The 20,504-nt window shown below is 43.9% G+C and carries 23 protein-coding genes; 16 read left to right on the top strand and 7 right to left on the bottom strand.

Annotation, left to right across the window (positions count from 1 at the left end):
• The first annotated feature begins 5 nt into the window (after positions 1-5).
• The 7 genes from cas7i to cas2 all read left to right on the top strand — a co-directional run bounded on the left by cas7i (position 6) and on the right by cas2 (position 6,838).
• Positions 6-992, top strand: a complete 987-nt coding sequence (cas7i, locus tag ACYQZ0_RS05535; RefSeq protein WP_459775607.1) for a type I-B CRISPR-associated protein Cas7/Cst2/DevR — start codon at positions 6-8, stop codon at positions 990-992.
• Positions 979-1,617: a type I-B CRISPR-associated protein Cas5b gene (gene cas5b / locus ACYQZ0_RS05530; RefSeq protein ID WP_459775606.1), complete on the top strand. Its 639-nt coding sequence runs from the start codon at positions 979-981 to the stop codon at positions 1,615-1,617. The genes cas7i and cas5b overlap by 14 nt, the downstream gene beginning before the upstream one ends.
• On the top strand, positions 1,608-3,026 hold the full coding sequence (gene cas8a1 / locus ACYQZ0_RS05525) for a type I-B CRISPR-associated protein Cas8b1/Cst1 (protein ID WP_459775605.1): 1,419 nt from the start codon (positions 1,608-1,610) through the stop codon (positions 3,024-3,026). Before cas5b ends, cas8a1 begins: the two co-directional genes overlap by 10 nt.
• Complete coding sequence (gene cas3 / locus ACYQZ0_RS05520) at positions 3,007-5,118, top strand: CRISPR-associated helicase Cas3' (RefSeq protein WP_459775604.1); 2,112 nt, start codon at positions 3,007-3,009, stop codon at positions 5,116-5,118. Before cas8a1 ends, cas3 begins: the two co-directional genes overlap by 20 nt.
• Positions 5,115-5,618 (top strand): CRISPR-associated protein Cas4, encoded by a 504-nt coding sequence (cas4, locus tag ACYQZ0_RS05515; protein ID WP_459775603.1) that lies wholly within the window; start codon positions 5,115-5,117, stop codon positions 5,616-5,618. Before cas3 ends, cas4 begins: the two co-directional genes overlap by 4 nt.
• Positions 5,611-6,477: a type I-B CRISPR-associated endonuclease Cas1b gene (gene cas1b / locus ACYQZ0_RS05510; RefSeq protein WP_459775602.1), complete on the top strand. Its 867-nt coding sequence runs from the start codon at positions 5,611-5,613 to the stop codon at positions 6,475-6,477. Before cas4 ends, cas1b begins: the two co-directional genes overlap by 8 nt.
• Before the next feature lie 79 nt (positions 6,478-6,556).
• Positions 6,557-6,838, top strand: coding sequence for a CRISPR-associated endonuclease Cas2 (cas2, locus tag ACYQZ0_RS05505; RefSeq protein ID WP_459775601.1), 282 nt, complete (start codon positions 6,557-6,559; stop codon positions 6,836-6,838).
• On the opposite strand, the gene ACYQZ0_RS05500 is transcribed toward cas2, so the two are convergent.
• Positions 6,830-7,015 carry a chromosome segregation protein SMC gene (locus ACYQZ0_RS05500; protein WP_459775600.1) on the bottom strand — a complete coding sequence of 62 codons (186 nt, stop codon included), beginning with the start codon at positions 7,013-7,015 and terminating at the stop codon, positions 6,830-6,832. The genes cas2 and ACYQZ0_RS05500 overlap by 9 nt on opposite strands.
• A gap of 358 nt (positions 7,016-7,373) precedes the next feature.
• Here ACYQZ0_RS05500 and ACYQZ0_RS05495 point away from each other — a divergent pair, with 358 nt between their 5' ends.
• Genes ACYQZ0_RS05495 through ACYQZ0_RS05460 form a run of 8 tightly spaced genes read left to right on the top strand, consistent with a single transcriptional unit; the run spans position 7,374 to position 14,251 of the window.
• The gene (locus ACYQZ0_RS05495) at positions 7,374-8,765 is read left to right on the top strand and encodes a TldD/PmbA family protein (RefSeq protein WP_459775599.1); all 1,392 of its coding nucleotides are present in this window, start codon (positions 7,374-7,376) and stop codon (positions 8,763-8,765) included.
• A gap of 37 nt (positions 8,766-8,802) precedes the next feature.
• Complete coding sequence (locus tag ACYQZ0_RS05490; RefSeq protein WP_459775598.1) at positions 8,803-9,585, top strand: ParB/RepB/Spo0J family partition protein; 783 nt, start codon at positions 8,803-8,805, stop codon at positions 9,583-9,585.
• Positions 9,585-9,824 carry a hypothetical protein gene (locus tag ACYQZ0_RS05485; RefSeq protein ID WP_459775597.1) on the top strand — a complete coding sequence of 80 codons (240 nt, stop codon included), beginning with the start codon at positions 9,585-9,587 and terminating at the stop codon, positions 9,822-9,824. Before ACYQZ0_RS05490 ends, ACYQZ0_RS05485 begins: the two co-directional genes overlap by 1 nt.
• A gap of 4 nt (positions 9,825-9,828) precedes the next feature.
• Positions 9,829-10,512: a YqiA/YcfP family alpha/beta fold hydrolase gene (locus ACYQZ0_RS05480; RefSeq protein WP_459775596.1), complete on the top strand. Its 684-nt coding sequence runs from the start codon at positions 9,829-9,831 to the stop codon at positions 10,510-10,512.
• Positions 10,509-10,928: an NUDIX domain-containing protein gene (locus ACYQZ0_RS05475; protein ID WP_459775595.1), complete on the top strand. Its 420-nt coding sequence runs from the start codon at positions 10,509-10,511 to the stop codon at positions 10,926-10,928. The genes ACYQZ0_RS05480 and ACYQZ0_RS05475 overlap by 4 nt, the downstream gene beginning before the upstream one ends.
• Positions 10,919-13,033, top strand: coding sequence for a Piwi domain-containing protein (locus ACYQZ0_RS05470; protein WP_459775594.1), 2,115 nt, complete (start codon positions 10,919-10,921; stop codon positions 13,031-13,033). Before ACYQZ0_RS05475 ends, ACYQZ0_RS05470 begins: the two co-directional genes overlap by 10 nt.
• On the top strand, positions 13,030-13,950 hold the full coding sequence (ygfZ, locus tag ACYQZ0_RS05465) for a CAF17-like 4Fe-4S cluster assembly/insertion protein YgfZ (RefSeq protein WP_459775593.1): 921 nt from the start codon (positions 13,030-13,032) through the stop codon (positions 13,948-13,950). The genes ACYQZ0_RS05470 and ygfZ overlap by 4 nt, the downstream gene beginning before the upstream one ends.
• On the top strand, positions 13,937-14,251 hold the full coding sequence (locus ACYQZ0_RS05460) for a hypothetical protein (RefSeq protein ID WP_459775592.1): 315 nt from the start codon (positions 13,937-13,939) through the stop codon (positions 14,249-14,251). Before ygfZ ends, ACYQZ0_RS05460 begins: the two co-directional genes overlap by 14 nt.
• Here ACYQZ0_RS05460 and fliS read toward each other — a convergent pair.
• The 5 genes from fliS to ACYQZ0_RS05435 form a co-directional block, all read right to left on the bottom strand.
• Positions 14,246-14,620: a flagellar export chaperone FliS gene (fliS, locus tag ACYQZ0_RS05455; protein ID WP_459775591.1), complete on the bottom strand. Its 375-nt coding sequence runs from the start codon at positions 14,618-14,620 to the stop codon at positions 14,246-14,248. The two genes, ACYQZ0_RS05460 and fliS, sit on opposite strands and share 6 nt — an antisense overlap.
• Complete coding sequence (fliD, locus tag ACYQZ0_RS05450; protein WP_459775590.1) at positions 14,617-15,942, bottom strand: flagellar filament capping protein FliD; 1,326 nt, start codon at positions 15,940-15,942, stop codon at positions 14,617-14,619. The genes fliS and fliD overlap by 4 nt, the downstream gene beginning before the upstream one ends.
• Before the next feature lie 2 nt (positions 15,943-15,944).
• Positions 15,945-16,307: a flagellar protein FlaG gene (locus ACYQZ0_RS05445; protein ID WP_459775589.1), complete on the bottom strand. Its 363-nt coding sequence runs from the start codon at positions 16,305-16,307 to the stop codon at positions 15,945-15,947.
• A 46-nt stretch (positions 16,308-16,353) separates the two neighbouring features.
• Positions 16,354-17,859, bottom strand: coding sequence for a flagellin N-terminal helical domain-containing protein (locus ACYQZ0_RS05440; protein ID WP_459775588.1), 1,506 nt, complete (start codon positions 17,857-17,859; stop codon positions 16,354-16,356).
• An 81-nt stretch (positions 17,860-17,940) separates the two neighbouring features.
• Entirely contained in the window at positions 17,941-18,636 is a 696-nt protein-coding gene (locus tag ACYQZ0_RS05435) for a dienelactone hydrolase family protein (RefSeq protein WP_459775587.1), read from the bottom strand.
• A 63-nt stretch (positions 18,637-18,699) separates the two neighbouring features.
• On the opposite strand from ACYQZ0_RS05435, the gene ACYQZ0_RS05430 reads away from it, so the two are divergent.
• Entirely contained in the window at positions 18,700-19,695 is a 996-nt protein-coding gene (locus tag ACYQZ0_RS05430) for an NAD(P)-dependent oxidoreductase (RefSeq protein WP_459775586.1), read from the top strand.
• Here the strand turns inward: ACYQZ0_RS05430 and ACYQZ0_RS05425 are convergent.
• Positions 19,669-20,463 carry a glycosyltransferase family 9 protein gene (locus ACYQZ0_RS05425; RefSeq protein WP_459775585.1) on the bottom strand — a complete coding sequence of 265 codons (795 nt, stop codon included), beginning with the start codon at positions 20,461-20,463 and terminating at the stop codon, positions 19,669-19,671. The genes ACYQZ0_RS05430 and ACYQZ0_RS05425 overlap by 27 nt on opposite strands.
• Between the last annotated feature and the right edge of the window lie 41 nt (positions 20,464-20,504).

The raw sequence follows: 20,504 nt of genomic DNA, 5'->3' as shown, positions 1-20,504 counted from the left end.
TAAATATGGGAGGCTTAACCTTAACCGTAATAACCTCAAGGGCTTCAAGCCTGAACTACGGGGAGAATATAGGAAACGTCTCTATCCTGAAAAAGGTTACCCTCGGAGACGGAGCCCAGAAAACCTATATCTCAGATAAGGCACTAAAGTATGACATAAGGAGAAAGGGAAAAGAAGAAAAAGGATGGAAGCTCCTTGACGAAAAGTTAAAGGAACTAATTGAGGGAAAGAAGAGGGAAAGGAAACAGAAGAACAAAACGGAAACGGTTCTTGACGTTGACGAGTTCGGAAAAGAGCTAATAAAGGAGTATGAGGAGTTTGACCTTTTCGGAGGACTCTTTACGAACCTTCCCGTAAAACTCTCTTACGGAAACAGCGTAAAGAGAACGAGCCCCGTTAAGCTAACCTACGCCTTTTCCGTGAGCCCCTTCAGGGGAGACATGAACTTTCTCAACAACATTGACGCATACAACAGGTATATAAAGCACGTGGAAGAAAAGTCCGAGCAGGCAATAGCCTACACCGAGGAACACACCTCTCATTATGTATATACCATCACTGTTGACCTTGACAGGATAGGCATATGGAAAGGGGAGGAAAAAGCGGAGAAAGTTCTTGAGGAAGAGGAAAGAACAAAAAGGATTCAGGAGCTTTTAGATATAATCCTCACCCTTGACAGGCAGATAAAGGGAAGGTGGGAAAACCTCTCTCCCATTTTCGTGATAGGTGGGATATTCTCGGTAAAACATCCTTTCTTTATGAACGGAGTTGACTGTGAGGAAAGGGAAGGCAAGCTCCTTCTCAACCTCGGCAGGCTCAGGGATGCATTGAACATAGTTCCAGAAGGGGAGAGGGACAACGTTCTCGTAGGGCTAAACACCGGATACTTCCTTAACGAAGAGGAGATAAGGAAGGAACTAAAACCCCTTTCCGTTGGTGATGTCTTCACAAGATTAAAGGAGGAGGTCAAGAAATACTATGAGGGTTCTTAAGTTTGAGCTTTTCTCTCCCTGTGCCACTTTTAAAACTCCCTTCTCCATTAAGGGGGTGGAGACCTATCCCCTGCCCCCATACTCCACGATTATTGGACTTCTTTATACCGCCCTCGGAAGAAAGTGGAAAGGGGAGAGGTTCAGGCTATCAGTTCAGGGAAACCACGAGAGCGTATTCAGGGATTATGTGAGCCTGAAGAAGTATAACTATAAGGATAAAGAGCTGGAAAAAGTTCCCCTTGAAATTCCCAGGCTTTATAACCTCACGGTAAAGGTTCACGTCCAGGGAGAGGAGGAGCTCCTGAAGGAGTTTAAAAAGGCTCTTGAGCAGCCAAGAGTTTACCTATTCCTTTCCGGCGGAGAGTATCCCGTCCTCGTCAAGGATATAAAGCTTCTGGAAGCGGAAAAAAGATATATAGAGGAGGAGCTTCTCTATTCCGCATTTATCCCCGCAAAGGAGGATATTTCCCTGTATTCAAAGGGCATATACTACAGAATTCCCTACTTCTGCAGGTTTGAAGAGGAAAGGGAGTGCGAGTGGGCGGAGGTTTACTACTACCAGAAGGGGACGGACTTTGAGGGGGAAGTTTTCGTAGATGAGGAGGGCGAACCCCTATGGCTGTGAATTTTTACATAACCGGATGGCTTACAGCTTCTGCAGGCGTGGGTCTGATAAAGGCATTTAAGGAATACGGAGAGGAGAGTTTCACGGTTGAGGGGAATAAAATCGGAATTCCCGAGGAATTGATTGAGGAAATTCCCCGGGTGCTTGCAAATATACTCACAGAAAACTACGAGCTTAAAGAAAGCCTTAGCGTGAAAGATGCATTACAGAAAGCTTTAAGCCCCTTTAGAAACTTTCACAACAACCACGTGGTGATAAACAATTCCTCAATAAAGAAGTGGGCAGAGGAGAAGGAGGGAAAGGTAAAAAGTAAGGATGAGCTTAAAAAACTTCTTGAGGAATACCTTACTCACGTAATTTTTGAGAATATACTCAAGAGTAAAGAGAGCGAGAAAGCCTGCTTCTTCTGTAACGAGAGGAAAGCTTACCTAAAAGGGAGAGAGGTGAGTGTGTTTGACGCAACCGTCTTCACACCCCTTTCTGGAAGCCTTGAAACGGTTAATAACTTCTTTTACAACGGAAGGAGCAACCTATACCTATGCAAGGAGTGTGAGCTTTTCTTTCTTTTCTCTTCCTTCGGATTTACGAGAACACCGAGGGGAACATACATATTCGCATATGTCCCAGACCTTATGGAAACCTACAGTATAAACAATATGCTCCACATTGAAAAAGAATTCTCAAAGGAGTGGTTTGACAGAAGCGTAGCGGAAATAGTCAAAAATATAGAGAAGGAAAAAGCGGATTGGCTTCTTTCAAACATATACTTCGTGGAGCTTGAACCTTTCGGTAGGGATAAATCAAAGATATACACCTTCAGCATACCCCCTAGGGTTGCGAGAGCTATGAAGCGTTATCTTGATGAATACCCCAAAAATCTGAACTCCTTATTTGGAACCTTCCTTGAATACATATACTCGGGAAGGAACTTATACGAGCTTTTACTTCTTATTTTGTCAGGATATCTATTCTCTGAGAGTTATAAAAAAGGAGGAAAACTACCACCTCCCATTAAGTTCGGAACTGCTCAAAAATTTCTCCCAAAATACCTTCTATTTTTCATAAAATTTCAGGAGGTTCTTGATATGAGGGATAACGTGGAGAAGCAAATTAACTGGGCTTATGCGGAGGGGCTTAACCTGAGAAAGGAAATCTTCAGAAATGCGGAAAATGAGGAAAGGGCAAAGAAAAAGATACAGGGCATCTCTTACAGACTCCTTGATGCAGTAAGGAGGAGGGATACGGACAGCTTTGAGCAGAACGTAATAAGGGCATACCTTGAGGTTGAGAGGGAGATACCTTACCTGTTCGTTGAGGCTATGAAAAGCGGGGCTTTTAACAGAATAGCCTATGCCTTCCTCATAGGTCTTAACGGCGGGAATAAAGGCGATGGAGAACCTTCTGAGTAAATACTGGGCAAAATCGGACGGCACAACCATAAGGGAGCACACCGATAAACTCCTTGAGAACCTGAAGCACTTAAGAAACCTCTACGGGGAAAAGATAGAGAAAGTCGTTCCCGAGAGCTTCAGGAAGGAGTTCTGGAAAGCCCTTGAGCTTGCATGTGAGTATCATGACTACGGGAAGCTCCATAAACACTTCCAGAAGAAGGCGGGAAACAAAAGCGTGAAACCAGATAAAGGACTTCCCGAAGTGAGGCACAACCTCCTCTCTCCCGCATTCATTCCTGAGGATATTCCAAAACCTTTAAAGGACCTCGTCATACTTGCGGTTCTGAATCACCACGAATACGTTCCCGACGAACAGGACATTGAAAAAGTCAGGGAGGTTCTTGAAAAGGAGTTCGGGAAAGAACTTAAATACAAAAAATTATTAAAGAACGAGGAGTATAATTACCTCGGAGAACTATCAAAGAGATTTCCCTATGTTGAGAAAACTTACATACTCCTTAAAGGATTTCTCCTCAGGATAGACCACGCAAGCAGTAATAAATACTTCCCGAAGGTTGAGACAGAGAAACTCTCGGAAAACGAGAAAAGGGTTGAAAAGTATCTCAAGGAGAGGAAAAATAATCAACTTAACGGGCTTCAGAGGTTTGTTCTTGAAAACAGGGAGGATAACCTTCTAATAACCGCATCCACGGGATACGGAAAGACGGAAGCGGGCTTCATATTCCTGAAGGAAAAAGGATTCTTCACACTCCCTATAAGAACGGCTGTAAACGCTATATACGAGAGGGCTAAAGAGGTGTTTTCGGAGGAAGAAGCGGGACTCCTCCACAGCACAGCAATCCTCTACAGAATAGGGGACGAGGTAGAGAGAAACTCCTTTGAGGGGATAGTTAAGGATTACCACCTTTCAAGGAACTTCGGAAAGCCCCTTCTCGTATCAACACCCGACCAGTTCATGCCCTTCATCTTCAGACCCGCGGGTTTTGAGAAATACCTTGCTACCCTTTCATACTCAAGAGTCGTTATAGACGAGATACAGCTATTTGAACCCCATACCCTTGGCTTCATCGTTGAAGCGGTAAAAAAGATAACCGAGTTCGGGGGAAAGATAATGGTCTCAACTGCAACCCTTCCAACCTTCGTAAGGAAGGACCTCATAAACCTGAACTTTAAGGAAAAGGTATTTCTGAAAAGAGAAGAGAGGCACAATGTAAAGGTTCTTAAAGACTCACTAATAAACGCCGTGGAATTTATAAAGAAACTCTCAAGAGAGGGAAAGGTATTAGTAATAACGAACACCGTAAAAAGAGCTGTGGAACTCGGAAGACTTCTCGGAGGAAACATTCTTCACGCACGCTTTACCTACAGAGATAGGAGAAAAAAGGAAAAGGAAATAGAGGAGTTCTTCAAAGCCGAGGGAAAAGGCATATGGATAACAACGCAGATAGCGGAAGCTTCCCTGGACCTTGATGCGGATTACCTCATAACCGAGCTTTCTTCTGTTGATTCTCTTATCCAGAGGATGGGAAGAGTGAACAGGCAGGGAAAAAAGTCTATAGATAAACCCAATGTTTACATATATACACGGGATATTTCGGGAGTTGGAAGCGTTTACAAGAAGAGTCTTCTTGAGATAACGGAGAAAAACCTTAAAGAAGGTATATGGGACGAGGAGTTCAAGTATAGTCTCACGGAAAGGGTTTATGAGGAAGTCTTCAGGCTTGATGAAGAATACAGAAAACATTACGAAAAAGCAAAATCTTACATAAAAGACCTGTGGAGTCTGAAGAAACGCTTTAACAAGAACGAGGCACAAAGGATGTTCAGAGATATATTCTCAATAACCGTAATTCCCGAAGTGTTCAGGGAAGAAGTTGAACCTCTAATAGAAAAAGACAGGGAGGAGAAGGATTTAATGAACAGATATATATACCTTAAAGAAATCCTTGATTACACCCTTGACGTTCTCCCTTACAGGGGAAGTTTTGAACCCGTATGGGGATTAAAAGGGATTTACTGGGCTAAGGGGACTTACAGCGGGAGTGAGGGCTTTACTCCCACCGAAGAAGAAGGAGGCAACATCATTTGAACTTAAAGGAGCTTAAGTTTAAGGGAACGCAGGTAGCTTACGCTGTTATATGTCTCCGAAAACTATGGCTCTTTTCAAGAGGTGTTTCCTTTGAACACACCTCCGACAGGGTTCTACTCGGAAAGGTGATAGACGAGAATACCTTCAAAGAAGAGGAAGGTATAACGGACGAGAGCGTTAGCATAGCTTTCCTGAAAGCTGGAGATGAGGTTATTGTTCACGAGGTAAAGCTCACCAGCTCCCTTGAGGAGGCCCACATACTCCAGGTTAAGTATTACATTTACTACCTAAAGCAGAAAGGTATAAAAACGAGAAAAGGAATACTCCACTACCCAAGGGCAAAAAGGATAAAGGAAGTTCATCTCACCGAAGAAGACGAGAAGCTGATAGAGAACACCCTTGAGAAAATAGAAAAGGTGTTATCCTCAGCAACACCCCCGAGGGTGGAGAAGAAACCTTACCGCAAAAGCTGTGCTTACTATATGTTCTGCTATGGGTAGGGCTTACTACATCTTAAGGGAAGGAAGGCTCGTAAGGAAGGAAAACACACTCCACTTTGAGGGTGAAGACGTCAAGAAAAGCATTCCCCTTGAAGATATAGAGGAACTCTTTATAATGACCAACTTAAGTATAACAACGAAAGTTCTTTCCCTACTTGCAAAAAACGGCGTAATTACACATCTTTTCAACCGCTACGGATACTACGTAGGAAGCTTTTATCCGAGAGAAACCCATGTATCTGGTCATCTTTTGATAAAACAGGCGGAACACTATCTTGACCGAGAAAAAAGGCTCTACCTTGCCAAGGCCTTCGTTATAGGTTCCATACAGAACCTCTCTTACGTTTACAAGCTGGAAGCGGAAAAATACTTCAAACAGCTTGAGAAAGCGGAAAGTATAGAGGAGGTTATGAATGTTGAGGCGGGATTCAGAAAGCTATGCTACGAGAAACTTGAAGAGATAAGCGGTTTTGATTTCGGAAAGAGAACAAAAAGACCACCTCAAAACATGCTTAATGCCCTTATATCTTTCGGAAACTCCCTCGTTTACGCAAAAGTTCTCGGAGAGATATACTACACACCCCTCAATCCTACGATAAGCTACCTTCACGAACCGTCCACAAAGAGGTTTTCTTTATCTCTTGATATAGCGGAGATTTTTAAACCCATACTTTCCGATAAACTCATCTTAGACCTTATAAAAAGGGAAAAGATTACGGAAAAACACTTCAGAAAAGAGCTAAACGCATCTTACCTGAATGAGGAAGGAAAAAGAGTGTTCCTTTCCGAGTTTGATAATCTCCTGAATAAGACAATTAAACACCCAAACTCAGGAGAAAGGTTTCCCATAAAACATTAATCAGACTGGAACTATACAAGTTAATAAAACACCTGCTCGGAGAAGAGCTTTACATACCCCTAAACTACGGAGGTTTAAAATGAAGGTAATTCTCGTTTACGACATAGCTACAGAGGATAATAAAGATGCATACCGATTGAACAAAGTGAGAAAGGTTGTGAAAAAGTATCTAACCCACGTTCAGAAATCGGTATTTGAAGGGGAGATAACCGAAGCAAAACTTGAAAAACTAAAGTATGAACTCAAAAACATCCTTGAACCCGAAAGGGATTTTGTGATAATTTACACCTTTGATAGCCTTACAAAGCTAAAGAGAGAGATAATAACCGATACACCCGACCCCCTTGATAACCTAATCTGAGGAAACAACGCTTAACTTCTTCTTAAGATACTTAAGCTCTTCCAGCTTCTTAGCTATCAAGTCTCCTAATGTGATGTTTTTCTTTATGCTCTCAATTCTCAACTCCTCCCAAACTTCCCTCGGAAGCGTTACGGTTGTTCTCACCACATCTTTTTTCTTCCTTTTTCTCCTTGACATAAACACATTTATAACATAGAATTCTTTCAAGAAGGGCTAAAAAGCCCTTATGGATTCTTGGCAACGGAATAGGGAGCGTGCATCGGGATATAAAGGTGCATTGATGTTTCGATGATATATTTGTTTTCGCTTTGAGTAATGCGGAAAAAATTAGACTAAAATTTTTAGCCTTTTCCCGTACTCCGAATTTCCGAAAATTATGTGGAGTTTCTTGAGTTTATAAATCTCGTAAGTTATTCATAGAGCTTTATAATCTTTACAAAGGAGTGCGGGTTCCTAATTAACCGTGTGGAGGTGGTTGTAAATCCTAAATTTACAGCTCTTGACAAAAGCCCTCTCTTGAAGAAAAATGAGCCTTATGAATCCTGTTAAGGAGCTTTTAAAAGAAAAGAGCGGATACATACTCTCCACCCTTATGTCTCAGGGCGGGGAATACGGAGAGATATTTTACGAAAAGTCAAGGACAACAAGGCTTTCCTTAGAAGATAGGAAGATCGATAAGATAACCCACGGATACGATGAAGGAGTCGGTTTGAGACTCATAAAGAATGGGAAAACCTATTACGGATACACAACAGAACCCACCTTTGAGAACCTCAAGGAGCTTGCAAAGATACTCGCAAGGGGAGAGGGGCACGGCCCTGTCGCAATGGGAAAGAGACACATAAGCGGATGGACCGAGGTTTTAATAGACCCCGACGAGGCTGACCTCAAGTTCAGGGCGGAGATACTAAAAAGAGCGGACGAGAAGGCAAGGAGCTTCGGAGATAATATAAAGCAGGTTCTTGCGGTTCTTATGGATAAGACAAGGGAGATAATGGTTATAAACACCTTAGGTGAGACAGCTGAGGACCTTCAAAAGAGAGTTGTCTTCTTCGTTGAGGTTGTCGCAAGCGACGGGAATATACTCCAGAGGGGATACGAGAGCCTCGGGGGAAGGAAGGGCTTTGAGATATTCAACGAAACCCCACCCGAAGAGATAGCTGAAAAGGCCGCAAAAAGGGCACTCCTTATGCTGAGTGCAAAGCCCGCACCAGCGGGAACCTTCACGGTTGTTATGTCCTCCCAGGCTGGGGGGACTATGATACACGAGGCGGTGGGGCACGGGCTTGAAGCGGACCTCGTTCAGCAGGGACTTTCCGTTTATGCGGGAAAGCTCGGTGAGAAAGTTGCGTCCGAGCTTGTTACCGTTGTTGACGATGCCACCCTTCCCCATCACAACGGCTCTTTTACCGTTGACGACGAGGGCGTCCCAGCCCAGAGGAAGGTTCTCATAAAGGAAGGTGTTCTCGTCGGCTATATGTATGACAGACTGAGGGCAATGAAGGAGGGAGTTGAGAGCACGGGAAACGGAAGAAGACAGAGCTACGCCCACGTTCCCATAGTGAGGATGACGAACACATTCATAGACAAGGGAAAGGACAACCCCGAAGACATAATAAAGGATACTAAAAAAGGCGTCCTCGTCGTGAAGATGGGAGGAGGTGAGGTTAACACCGTAACGGGGGACTTCATGTTTGAAGTAATGGAAGGATACATGATAGAGAACGGAGAGATAACCTACCCCATAAGGGGGGCTACTCTTATAGGAAACGGGCCAAAAGCCCTTCAGGATGTTGACGCTGTTGGATATGACCTCGGCTGGGCCATAGGAACCTGCGGTAAGGACGGACAGGGAGTTCCCGTAACGGATGCACAACCCACCATAAGGATAAGGAAGTTAACCCTCGGAGGAGTGGAGTCCTCTTAAGTTTTTCCTTCAAAATATATTTATTGGAGGGACGGAGATGTTTACGCTGAAAGAGCCCCTAAAGGGCTACGAGCTTAAGATAACGCTTCTTCCCGTAAGCGATATAAGAATTCCCTCAATCCAGAGGGATTTATCGGAGACCCTTATAAAGAGACTCATGGCAAGCATTGAGAAGGTGGGATTCGTTGACCCCATTCTCGTGGTTGAAACAGAAGAGGGATTTTACGAAGTGATAAACGGACAGCACAGGCTAAAAGCTGCGGAGCTCCTCGGCATAAGAGAGGTTCCCGCAATAATACTTCCCGAGGAATCAAAGGACTACATAATAGCCCTGAACGTTGAGAAAGCCCCCAACCTAAAGGACAAAGCCCACCAGGCCTACGAGATATTCCAGAAATACCTCAGGGAATCACCCGATATGGAAGAGATAGAGCTTGAAACTAAGGTAGAAGAACCCTACTTCATAACCGTAGGTTTCATAACGGACCGATTCGGTGAGAAGAGATTTCCCGCCTATGCCTTTGAGAAGGTTTTAAAGAAGGTTGACGAGTTCTTAACCATTCCCCTTGAAGAGGCAGAAAGGGAAAGGGAAAGCAGGGCAAACCTCCTTAGAGAAGTGAGGGAGGTCATGGAGGAAAAGTATCAGGAGCTCGGTCTCACGAACGCCCTCCAGAAGGAAGCCATAATAACGAAAGCCTTCCAGAACGTTTACGGAAAGAGAGTTAGGAAGATAGAGGATGACTTTTACACAACCTTTGAGAAAATAAAAGAAGCCATACCCAAGGTGAGCTTCACGGAAGAGGAGCTGGAGGAGTTTTAGTGAATCCATACAAGGAAAAACTCTTGAAGTGCCAGAAACTCCTGAGTGAGAACAAATACGAAGAACTCTTAAAAGAGATAGAAGAGCTTTCCAAAATGAACCCCGAAGGTATGACGAAGGAAGAGGCTCAGGAGTCCCTCCGCATTCTTGACTTTCTCATATCCGAGGTTGAGAAGAGGAGGGAGGAGCTCTTTAACAGGATGATGAACTACCAGAGGTTTAAAAACTACCTGAGGTGAGGTAATGTATTTTTACGACGAGAACAACGAAAAAAGGTTATGGCTTCACCTCCACGGGCTCGCCACGAACGTCATGGGAAGCAAGATAGCCTTCCTCAGGGAATACTTCTCCCGAAAGAACATTTACTCCTTCTTCGCGATGGATATGGACTACGAGAAGCACACAACCACGAACACCTTAAACACCCTTGAAATACTCGTGAGGGGATTCTCCCAGAAGTATGAGGAGATTCACCTCTGCGGAAGCTCTCACGGGGCTTACGTTGCCCTCAACTATGTAAAGCACAGACCTATTCTCAATATAAAAAGACTGATACTCCTTGCACCCTCTTACAACACCCTCGGACTCATGATAAAGGAGTTCGGGGAGGAGAATCTAAAAAACTGGATTGAGGGAAAGGAAGAGCTCACGATAGAGGAGGAAGGAAGGGAGGTAACCTTCATAAAGGAGTGGGCAAAGGACATTATTGAGAACGGATACGAGATAATAAAAGATGGAAAGGTGGATTTTCCGGAAAACCCGCCCGTTGAGATAGTGATAATGCACGGAACAAAGGACGATATAGTTCCCGTGAGTCTTTCTGAGGAATTCGTCAGGAATGTAAAGGTAAAGAGGTTTATAAAAGTAGAAGATGACCACCAGCTTAACGAGAGCCTGAAGGAGCACATAGAGGAGTTGATAAAATGAGCTTTGAGCCAAGGACGCCTTACCTCGCAACGGACGTGATAATAAGGCTATGGGAAGGGGAGAAGTTTAAGGGAATCGTTCTCATAGAGAGAAAGTATCCGCCCGTCGGACTCGCTATCCCGGGGGGATTCGTTGAGGTAGGGGAGAAGGTTGAGGATGCTGCGATAAGGGAGATGAAGGAAGAGACCGGACTTGATGTTAAGTTGAGCGGACTCCTCGGCATTTACTCGGACCCAAGTAGAGACCCCCGTGCCCACGTAGTTTCGGTGGTGTGGATAGGAGACGCGACGGGAGAGCCGAAAGCGGGAAGCGATGCAAAAGAGGTAAAGGTCTTCAAGCTTGAAGACATACCCCTTGATAAACTCGTTTTTGACCACAAAAAGATAATCCTTGACTTTATGAGAAGATGTTTGTAAAGACGAACCTCTATCCCATCTCTTTTGAGTTTGGAAGGAGCTTTACATTACTCAGGCCTCACGTGAACATTCCCGAGGAACAGGCAAACAGAGTAAGATTTAGACTCTTCACTGAGTTAAAAAAACCCCTTTTCAGAAGGGGAGGGGAGTTTTACGTTCTCGGAGAAGTGAAGGAAAAACCTTCGGTAAAGCTGGAGGAGGGAATTGTTTACACCTTTGAGAATAAGGGAATTACTCATATAGAGTCCTTTTCCTCACCGAGGGAAGCCCAGGAGCTTTTTAGGGATTCCCTCAGGCTAAAGAACTGGAATGAGGTGTGGCTCAAATACTTCTTCAAACACTACGGGAACAATGTGGTCGTAAACTGGAGGCTCGGGAAAGCCCACCTTATACCCGAGGTGTTAACAAAAATCCACGAAATTAACGGAAGTTTATACCTCCAGACAGACCTGAGGTTCAGAATACTCTCACGGGAAACCCTTCAGAAACTCCTTGAAAATCACGGAAGTTTAAACCTTGAAGAAATAGAAGTAAAGCCCATACGCTCCGACACAACCTTCCGCATTCAAAAAGTTCAAACCGCGAGGGAGCTGTCTGAAGAGTTCATAAGGGAGAAGGCAAGGATAACGACAAACCCCTACGTCAAGAAGGCCTGGGAAGAAATTCTTAAAGGAAAGAAAGATATTTTTGTCGTTCATACCGAAAAGGGATACACCTATCCCGCAACCGCCCTCAGAGTGGTTATAGACTTTGAAGACTTTGATGAGAAACAGCTCTCGGAACTCCTCTCCTTCATAAGGCTAAAGCCCGCAGAAAGATTAAAACGAATAAGGTTCGCGGTAGGGCTTATGAAAAGACTCATAAAGGAGTTCGGCTGGGAAATAAAACTCTCGGAGCTATCAACGGGCAAAAAAATTAACTACGTTAACACCCTCGTTGACGGAGCGGGAAGAAGCCAGAGAATATACTCAAACATGAGAAAGTTCATAGAGGACCTGAGACCCTTCATAAGAAAGCCGGAGCTCAGAATAAGTTTCATCTTCGTGGATAAAGAGATAAACGGAAAGTTAAAGAGCAAAAGGTATGAGTTCCTCAAAAAATTGAGTGCATTCCTGAAAGGAAAGGGGATAACCCTGAAAAGGGAAAGCGTGATAAGAGTTCTCGGAGAGAAGAGGAGCAAGGTAAAGGATACACTATCAAGGAAATTTAACGAGATTGGAAACCCCGACCTCGTTATCGTATTCCTTGAGGAGTATGAGAAGGTTGACCCCTACGATGATTTTCTGCTTTACGATTACATAAAGTCAAGGCTCCTCTCAAGGAACATACCCTCCCAGTTTATACTGAACAGAACACTTCTGAGGACCGATATCAGATATGTGGTCCTTAACGTAGGAGAGCAGATTCTCGGGAAAACGGGAAACATTCCCTACAAGCTCGGGGAAAAGCTCAGGAACGTTGATGTGTTTATAGGGCTTGATATCAGCAGAACCAAAAAGAGAGGTTCAACGATAAACACCGCAGCCTTTACGAAGATATTCCTCTCCGACGGGAGTTTCATAAGGTATAAGCTCTCCTCCTTTCCCTCATTCGGGGAGGAGGTGAGCGGAAAGGTAATAGAAGACCTCTTTCTAAAGCTCAGAGAGCTCGGTATTGAAGAAGGCTCAAGGATAGTGATACACAGGGACGGGAGATTTCCGAGCGGTGAGGTAGAGAGCTTTATAAACTTCTCAAAAGTTTACAGGTATAACGTTGAGCTCGTTGAGATAATAAAGAGCGGGAATCCCCGATTCTTCCCCGAAACAGAAGCGGAAAGAAAGCTTAAAGGATACTTCCTGAAGCTTGACGAAAACAGCGTAGTCCTTGCGACATACAACAACATCTTTCACGGAACCCATAAACCCTTGAAGATAAGAAAGGTTTACGGAGAGCTGAGCGTTGAGGAGCACGCCTCTTACGTCCTGAGCCTCACCCTTCTCAATTACGCCTCCTTCCAGCCCGTAAAACTCCCCGCAACAACCCATTACTCGGACAGAATAACGGGATTACTGCTCAGGGGCATAGAACCGGAAAGTAAAGAAGGTAATATTATGTATTGGCTATGAAGTGGTGTGAGCTTAAAAGGTCTAAGATAAAGGTCTACGGAAAGCCTGTAAAAACGCTTATGAAGGGCCTTACAGCCCCGGAGGAACACACCCATTTCCTTCACGGCCTCCTCACAAACGACATAAAATCACTGAAACCCTATACATTCAATTACAACCTCTGGTTGAAGCAGAACGGGAACCCCGTTGCGGACTTCTTCGTTTACAAGATAGAGGACTACTACATCCTTGATACGGAAGAGGACCCCGAATTCGTCATAAACGAGTTCAACAGGCTAAAGCTCTCCCTCAAAGTTTACTTTGAGAACCTGTCTGAATACGAGCATATATTCCTATGGGGAGAAGACTCCGAGGATTTCGTAAGAAAGACTTTCTGCTGTGAGCTTTCCGATTACGAGGTCAAGAAGCTGGGAGAGGAAGTTTATATAGCAAAAAATCCCGTAAGGATAAAGAAGAAGGGATTTGATTTATTCGGTAAGCTTGAAGAAATTAAGGATAAACTTCCGAAGGAAATGAAAGTCGGTGAGGAGGAGCTTGAGAGAGAACGCATAAGGAACTGCGTTCCGAGGATACACAAGGAGCTGAGGGAAGGATTTTCACCCCTTGAGGCCGGAGTTCTCCCATACGCCATAAGCCTTAACAAAGGCTGTTATGTGGGACAGGAAGCGATAGCGAGAGTTTACTTCAGGGGAAGAACACCCAGAGTTCTCACGAAGTTCTCGGTAGTTTCCCCCGTGAAGGAAGAGGAAAAGATAATTGAGGGGAATAAACCCATAGGTCTTATCACATCGGTCTCCCCCGACGGGGACATTGCACTCGGATACATACTGAGGACAAAGCTTGAACCCGGAAAGATTTACGAAACCGAAGGTGGGAAGGTAAGAGCGGAAGGAGTATGCGAGGATGGAAAAGATTAAAGAGGTTGCCAAGTTCACGGAAGATTACTTAAAGAACTACTGCACAAAGCTTGAGAAAAAAGAGGAAAATAACAAGTTTTTATTCTTCTGTCATAACTACCTGATAGGTTCCGTTGTCCTCCTTGACGACGAAAAGGTTGCAACAACCGTTTACTCCTCAAAGATAGGGGACGAAATCCTTAGGAACTTCCTCAAGAAGGTTAAGGAAAGATTCAACGGGGAGGTTATAGAACAGGGAATAAAGATGTCGGGAGTCCTGAACGAGAACTTTTATTACGCCTACAACTGGATTAGTTTATGACTTCTTCTTCACTTCCTCCCAGGTTTCCCTCAAATCCTTCAGGATTTCTAAAATCTTTAAAAGCTCCTCCTTCTTCTTATCCGTTCTCACGAGCGTGCTGAGTATTATGGTGTATATCGTATCAAGGTTCTTTGCTATCTCCCCTCCTTTTTCGTGGTCAAGGAAGGACTTAAGGGCACTCACTATGTCGTAAACCCTGTCTATGTTTTCCACAAACTCCTTTCTCTTTTCAAAGTCTTCCTTCTCGTCGTAAAGCTCTATGGCTCTTTCCATGCACTCTATAGCTTTATCGTATAAAAGGATAATCTGTTCAATGGGTGAAGCGGTCTCAACCATGTTTTGAAAGTAAGCTTCCGCCACGTTCCTCATTTCTTATTACCTCCGCTCATCTCCGAAAGGGTTACGATAAACTGCTTTAACCTTTCCCTTACGTCGTTTGCATAACTCATAAAGCTCTCAAGCTGAGAAAACTGCCTCCTTAACAGCTCCTCCTCCCTCGCAAGCCTCTCCGAGAGGAGTTTTATCCTCTCGTCTATTCTCTCAACCTTATCCTGAAGGAACTCAGTAAACTCCTTAAAGGAGTCCGAGCTTACCCTTAAAACCCCTCCCGCGGTATTTATGAACTCCTCCATTTTGAGTTTAAAAACGTCTGGATTTTCCTCTATAACCTGCTCAAGGTTTCCGGAAAGGGCTATGCTTCCGTCCTCCTTATACTCTATGATTCCGAGCTCAATCAGTGGGTCAAGGGCATCGGAAAGCTCATACTTCACGCCCATTATGGTGTTTTCGCCCCTAAAGGGTGCGTTCTCTCCGAGAGTAAGGCTCTTCACGTTGTTCACAAGCTTGTTGTAAGACTTAACAAAGTTGTTTAAGAACTCTTTAACTTTCCCGAAATCCTGCCTCACTTCAACTCTTGAGCTTCCCGTTTCCTTAACGGTTATATCAATTCCCGTTATTACGTTCTCAAAGGTGCTTCCCGCACTCTCTATAACGCTCCCGCTTCCTACCTGTATTTTTGCATTCTGGGCTTTCTGTATGAGGGAGCTATTTCCGAACTGAGGGGGGAGGGTCCCGAGAAGGTGTATAACCTTCGTTGAGAGGTCGTCAGAGGTTTCAACGGTTGAGTTCTCAGGGGATGTTTCGGAAAGCATGAGCTTATACTTATTCCCGTCGTAATAAATGGAAGCCTTAACGAGGGATTGAGCCTCGTTTATCTTGTTCACGATATCCTGAAGGGTATCCGTTGAGTTGTATTCTATTGTGAACCCCTCGTATTCGGTATCGGTTTTGTAATACCTCAGGGTGAAACTTCCGCTTGAACCGATTTGTTCCTCAAGGGAGTTAAATCCTGAGTCGTAAACGAGTATCTCAACGCTTGCAGTGTTGAGAACATTTACCTCAAAGGTTATCTCGGGAGCTTCCTTTCTCACAGACACGGAAAGAACATCGGGATGTGATACGCTCGCACTCTTTGAGAGAAGGGCATCGTCAAGGTTAAAGTTTTCAATTAAATTTTTCAAATCGTTTACCTTTTTTGAGAATTCGGAGATTAATTGAATTTTCTGGTTTATTATTTGCTTTTCCCGGTTTAGTTTCTGTATAGGAATGCTCTTTACAGCCATAAGCTGGTCAAGCATGGCACCCCAGTCGTAAGCACCGCTAAAACCTGGTAGATATATCTCTCCAGCCATACTTATACCCTCTCGTTTAGTAAAACTCCGAGCATCTCATCAATCCTCTTCATTAACTCAAGGAGATACTCGGGGGGAATTTGCCTTATAACCTTGTTTGTATCTTTTTCTATAATCTTCACAACGGGCATCTCAAGCTCTTTGTCTATCTCTATCTTTAGGTATTTATTCAGGTAATCAAGCTTTTTCTTAATCTCCTCTATGATTTTCTGAATTTCCTCGTTGCTTATTTTCCGAGTTTTCTGGGCTTCCTTTCTCATCTCATTTCTGAACTTCTCAAGGTTCTTAGCACTATCCTGAAGAATGTTTTGCTGAACTTCCTTTAAGGAGCTCCAGTCAAAGCCATCCCCCCTCTCAATCCTCATGGCTAAGAACTCCATTTAAAAGAAAAGTAAAAAGAAAAAGAAGGCATCACCTGAGAAGCTGGAGAACGAGCTGAGGTAGGGCATTTGCCTGTGCAAGCATAGCTATACCGGACTGCATCCTAATTTGATACTTGGTAAACTCGGTCATCTCCTTGGCAAAGTCCACATTCCTAATGATGTTTTCCGCGTTATCCGTGTTGTCCTTGGCAACAGCCTGAGCGTCGTAAATAGCCTGGAGGTTTATTATGGTGGAGCCTATCTGGGAGCGTATTTCATCAACTTTTTGAGCGGCTATTGTCAGAATATCCATCGCAAGCTCCGCCCCTTCATTTGTGGTAACGTCAATTGCGTAAAGGTCTGTAATTCCTACGGTTCCGCTTGGGCTGGTTAATCCAAAGGCACCCGCAATACCCGTGAAATCATATGTATATGATTCATCATCAATAATTCTCAAATCACCTACTTTTATGGCTGATGCTTGGGTGTTTGTATTGTTCACAGTCTTGTTTACGCCAGAAATAATTTGGTCTAATGAAAAAGTTGTGCCTCCTGTACCAGATTTTGAAACCTCTACTCCTACCGTTTCGCCGCTCGTTTCAATAACGAGTCTTCCATTTTCTTCCTTGGCTACTAAGTTCAGACCTGTGGCTTTTGAATTGATATCACTTATAATTCTATCAAGTGTAATAGTTTTACCTGGACCGTAAGTCAATGTTATTGCAGGTGTTGTACTTGTTCCTACATAGAACTTTATCGTTAATGAATCACCTGTATCAACAGCTACATTAACCCAGGGGTCTCCTACGACTCTATTTGAAGCTTTTGCCTTTATTCCCAGTTGTTGTAAAGTCGGGTCCCCGTTTATCCAGTCTGCAATATACCTTGCATCCGTTACTATATTTGTTGGTGGAGAATGTGTTACTCCGGCTATGCTTATAGTTTCCGTGGAAGCGAATTCAAAATTTGTGTCTGTTGTCAACAGGTTAGCAAAGGAATCATATGCGGAATTTGATTGCCCTTTCAAATCAAGTAAATAAGCTCCTAAATTTGAAGCTCTAACATCATCTATAGCCACACTAAGTTTTTGTTCTGAACGTGCTCCGTAGTGTATGTAAATACCGTTCTTAAGTGTGCCGTCTAAGAGCCTTATTCCGTTATACTCCGTATCCTGCGCTATCTTCTGAATAGCGTCCCTCAGGTTTTCTATATCCCTCTGGAGTGCCGCCCTTGCGTTGGGGTCGTTAATGTCGTTCGCGGCACTTACCGCCTTTTGATACATGGTCTTTAGCTTGTCGTATATCTGGGCCACGCCTCCCTCCGCAATCTGGAGTGCGGATATAGCAAACTGGATATTCCTGTTTCCCTGTTCAAGTCCCGTTGATACGAGGGAAAGCTGGTCCGCTATGAAGAGTCCCGAAGCGTCATCCGCTGCGGATAAAATTCTTAGTCCCGTTGAAAGCCTGAGGAGGGACTTGTTCATAAGTCTCTCATTTTGTTTTAAAGTAGTATAAGTAACGGCTGCTTCATAGTTGTAATTAATCCTCGTTGCCATACTTCTTACCTCCTTCTTGGTTCTTTCACTTTTTTATATCGGAGGGAGAAAAAAAGATTTTAGAGGGGAAAGAAAGAAGGTTTAGGTCAGGTATTCCTTGAAGAATGCGACGGTTAGGTTCCAGGCGTCCTGTGCCCTGCAGGGGTCGTAAACGTCCTCTCTCTTCTCGTTCAGGAATGCGTGAGTAACGCCCGAGTAAACTTTCACCTTCACATCAACGCCGTTCTTCCAAACTTTCTTCGCTATATCTATAACCTCATCGTTGTTAACAAACTCGTCCTTCTCGGCAAGTATGAAGAATATGGGAACTTTTATGTTTTCCGCGTCTATTTTTGTGAGCTGGGGAAGTCCGTAAAAGGGAACGCTTGCGTCAATAAGGTCAGGAAACTTACCCGCAAAATACATGGAAAGGGTTCCCCCGCAACAGAATCCTGTAACACCAACTTTCTTGGGAGAGGTGTACCTGCACTCCTTGAGGAAATCTACGGAGGCCTTAAAAATGGCATCCACCTTATCCATTCTGTTTTCAAACATGTCCGTCATGAGCTTTCCCGCATCGTCGGGATTGTCCGCGTACTTCCCTTCGTAAAAGTCGGGTGCGAAGGCAACAAAACCTTCCTGAGCAAACCTGTCGCAAATCTCCTTTATATTTGAAAGGGGACTCTCAAGACCCCACCACTCGTGGATTACGATAACGCCCGGTCCGCCCCACTTGGGGGTAGCTATATAGCCCCTTACCTTAACGCCGTTCTTCTCAAACTCTACCATCTGTCCCATCTTCACCACCTCCTCGGGTTATTAATCTCTTAATTAAATTTTCTCATACAATTTTATATAGGAATGAAAATAGTCTTTACGAGCGTTGACCCGAATTTCGTTGATTTCTTCAGGGAAAACCTGAAAGGCTTTGACGTAAAGGTTTACACGCAAACAATTGACGAGGTTCCCCTTGATGAAATTAAGGATGCGGATATACTGAGCGTCTTTGTATTTGACAGGCTAACAAGGGAAGTTCTTGAAAAATTTGAAAGCTTAAAACTCGTTCACACCCGTTCTGTCGGGTTTGACCACATAGACCTTGAGTTTTGCAGGGAAAGGGGTATAAAGGTTACTCACATTCCCGCTTACTCCCCGAGTGCTGTGGCACAGCACACCTTCTCACTCATTCTCTACCTTGTCAGAAAGCTCGGAAAGATAAGGGAAATGGTTGATAAATTAAACTTTTCCCAGGATTACGGGATAGCTTCTGAAAACCTTGAGGATTTAACTCTCGGGGTTATAGGAACGGGAAGGATAGGCTCAATCGTTGCGAGATACGGGCTCTCATTCGGCATGAGGGTTCTCGCTTACGATATTTACGAGAATGAGGAGCTGAAGAAGGCGGGTGTTTTATACACATCTCTTGAAAACCTATTGAGGGATAGCGATATAATTTCCCTTCACGTTCCCTACACGCCTAAAACCCACCACCTAATAAACGAAGAGAGGATAAAGCTCATGAAGGAGGGGGTAATACTCATAAACACCGCAAGGGGTAAGGTTCTTGACACGGACGCACTTTACAAGAATTACGAAAAGTTCGGGGGAATAGGACTTGACGTATTTGAAGATGAGGAAATTCTAATCCTTAAAAGGTATAAAAAAGGTTTATCTTCCGATAAAAACTTAAAGATTCTTGAGCTATCAAGAAAGGAGAACGTAGTTATAACTCCCCATATAGCCTACTTCACAAAAAGGGCGGTGAGAAATATAAACAACCAGACAGTTGAGGTTATAAAGGCATTTGCGGAAGGAAGGGAAGATATACTCTCAAGATATGAGGTGAAGCTCTATTAACTCAACAAGTTTATTAAAAAGCTCCTCGGGATTTAGGCAGGGTCTTTCTTTGCACACGTTCGGGAAGCATGGGGAACACTCGTAATCAAGACTGAGAACCTTAACGCTATCTCCCAAAGGTTTCCAGACAACTTTATCGGTAGGTCCGTAAATGGCTATTCCCTTTATGCCTAAATAAGAGGCGAGGTGAGTTATCCCGCTGTCAAGCCCTACGTAAAAACGGGCGGTTTTTAAGTTCCTCGCTATCTCAAGGGGGGATAAACTGAAAAAGTTCGGCTTTAATGTATCCGACAGCTCTTCCTCCGCTTCACCGAGAAGGTAAATATACTCAATATTCTTCCTTTTAAGGTAATCCCCGATGGATAGAAAAAGCTCAAGGGGAGGGTTTTTCTTCTTTGAACCGCTTGAAGGGTGTATAACGACCTTTCCCTTAAGGGGGGAGTTTTCATTTTGCTTTATGGGAAGGGTAGGAGAATAAATAGGGGGAAGGTTCAAGCTCTTTAGGTAGTGTTCAAGAATCCATATTCTCTTTTCGGGAAAGGGCTTCAGGTTTCCCTCAAGGGAGATAATAATTTTTTTCTCATACTCTCCTTCGGGCAATTCGGAATAAACCTCGTCCGCAAATCCCACATGCTTTGCTATTTCGTAGTAGTCTGTGTTTCCTACTGCAACCGTTCTGTATCCCAATCTTTTAAATATCTCAAGAACGGGAAAGGTGAATAAGGTATCCCCTAGTCCTCCCCTTCTGTAAAGGAGAACGTTTTTCATAGTTTATAATATTTTTCTTACTCCCATCACGGAGGTAAAGG

It is taken from the genome of Aquifex pyrophilus, from assembly GCF_054656935.1.
The sequence above is the reverse complement of the archived record's forward strand: the minus strand, read 5'-3'. Positions and strand labels throughout refer to the sequence as shown.

What these genes read in the sequence shown, in the direction of transcription:
- cas1b (WP_459775602.1), top strand. Translation starts at nt 5,611, where the DNA reads ATGGGTAGGGCTTACTACATCTTAAGGGAAGGAAGGCTCGTAAGGAAG.
- fliD (WP_459775590.1), bottom strand. Translation starts at nt 15,942, where the DNA reads ATGGCTGGAGAGATATATCTACCAGGTTTTAGCGGTGCTTACGACTGG.
- ACYQZ0_RS05470 (WP_459775594.1), top strand. Translation starts at nt 10,919, where the DNA reads ATGTTTGTAAAGACGAACCTCTATCCCATCTCTTTTGAGTTTGGAAGG.
- ACYQZ0_RS05430 (WP_459775586.1), top strand. Translation starts at nt 18,700, where the DNA reads ATGAAAATAGTCTTTACGAGCGTTGACCCGAATTTCGTTGATTTCTTC.
- ACYQZ0_RS05490 (WP_459775598.1), top strand. Translation starts at nt 8,803, where the DNA reads ATGTTTACGCTGAAAGAGCCCCTAAAGGGCTACGAGCTTAAGATAACG.
- cas8a1 (WP_459775605.1), top strand. Translation starts at nt 1,608, where the DNA reads ATGGCTGTGAATTTTTACATAACCGGATGGCTTACAGCTTCTGCAGGC.
- ACYQZ0_RS05480 (WP_459775596.1), top strand. Translation starts at nt 9,829, where the DNA reads ATGTATTTTTACGACGAGAACAACGAAAAAAGGTTATGGCTTCACCTC.
- cas5b (WP_459775606.1), top strand. Translation starts at nt 979, where the DNA reads ATGAGGGTTCTTAAGTTTGAGCTTTTCTCTCCCTGTGCCACTTTTAAA.
- ACYQZ0_RS05475 (WP_459775595.1), top strand. Translation starts at nt 10,509, where the DNA reads ATGAGCTTTGAGCCAAGGACGCCTTACCTCGCAACGGACGTGATAATA.
- ACYQZ0_RS05445 (WP_459775589.1), bottom strand. Translation starts at nt 16,307, where the DNA reads ATGAGGATTGAGAGGGGGGATGGCTTTGACTGGAGCTCCTTAAAGGAA.
- ACYQZ0_RS05435 (WP_459775587.1), bottom strand. Translation starts at nt 18,636, where the DNA reads ATGGGACAGATGGTAGAGTTTGAGAAGAACGGCGTTAAGGTAAGGGGC.
- cas7i (WP_459775607.1), top strand. Translation starts at nt 6, where the DNA reads ATGGGAGGCTTAACCTTAACCGTAATAACCTCAAGGGCTTCAAGCCTG.
- ACYQZ0_RS05425 (WP_459775585.1), bottom strand. Translation starts at nt 20,463, where the DNA reads ATGAAAAACGTTCTCCTTTACAGAAGGGGAGGACTAGGGGATACCTTA.
- ACYQZ0_RS05495 (WP_459775599.1), top strand. Translation starts at nt 7,374, where the DNA reads ATGAATCCTGTTAAGGAGCTTTTAAAAGAAAAGAGCGGATACATACTC.
- ACYQZ0_RS05440 (WP_459775588.1), bottom strand. Translation starts at nt 17,859, where the DNA reads ATGGCAACGAGGATTAATTACAACTATGAAGCAGCCGTTACTTATACT.
- ACYQZ0_RS05460 (WP_459775592.1), top strand. Translation starts at nt 13,937, where the DNA reads ATGGAAAAGATTAAAGAGGTTGCCAAGTTCACGGAAGATTACTTAAAG.
- fliS (WP_459775591.1), bottom strand. Translation starts at nt 14,620, where the DNA reads ATGAGGAACGTGGCGGAAGCTTACTTTCAAAACATGGTTGAGACCGCT.
- cas3 (WP_459775604.1), top strand. Translation starts at nt 3,007, where the DNA reads ATGGAGAACCTTCTGAGTAAATACTGGGCAAAATCGGACGGCACAACC.
- ygfZ (WP_459775593.1), top strand. Translation starts at nt 13,030, where the DNA reads ATGAAGTGGTGTGAGCTTAAAAGGTCTAAGATAAAGGTCTACGGAAAG.
- ACYQZ0_RS05500 (WP_459775600.1), bottom strand. Translation starts at nt 7,015, where the DNA reads ATGTCAAGGAGAAAAAGGAAGAAAAAAGATGTGGTGAGAACAACCGTA.
- cas2 (WP_459775601.1), top strand. Translation starts at nt 6,557, where the DNA reads ATGAAGGTAATTCTCGTTTACGACATAGCTACAGAGGATAATAAAGAT.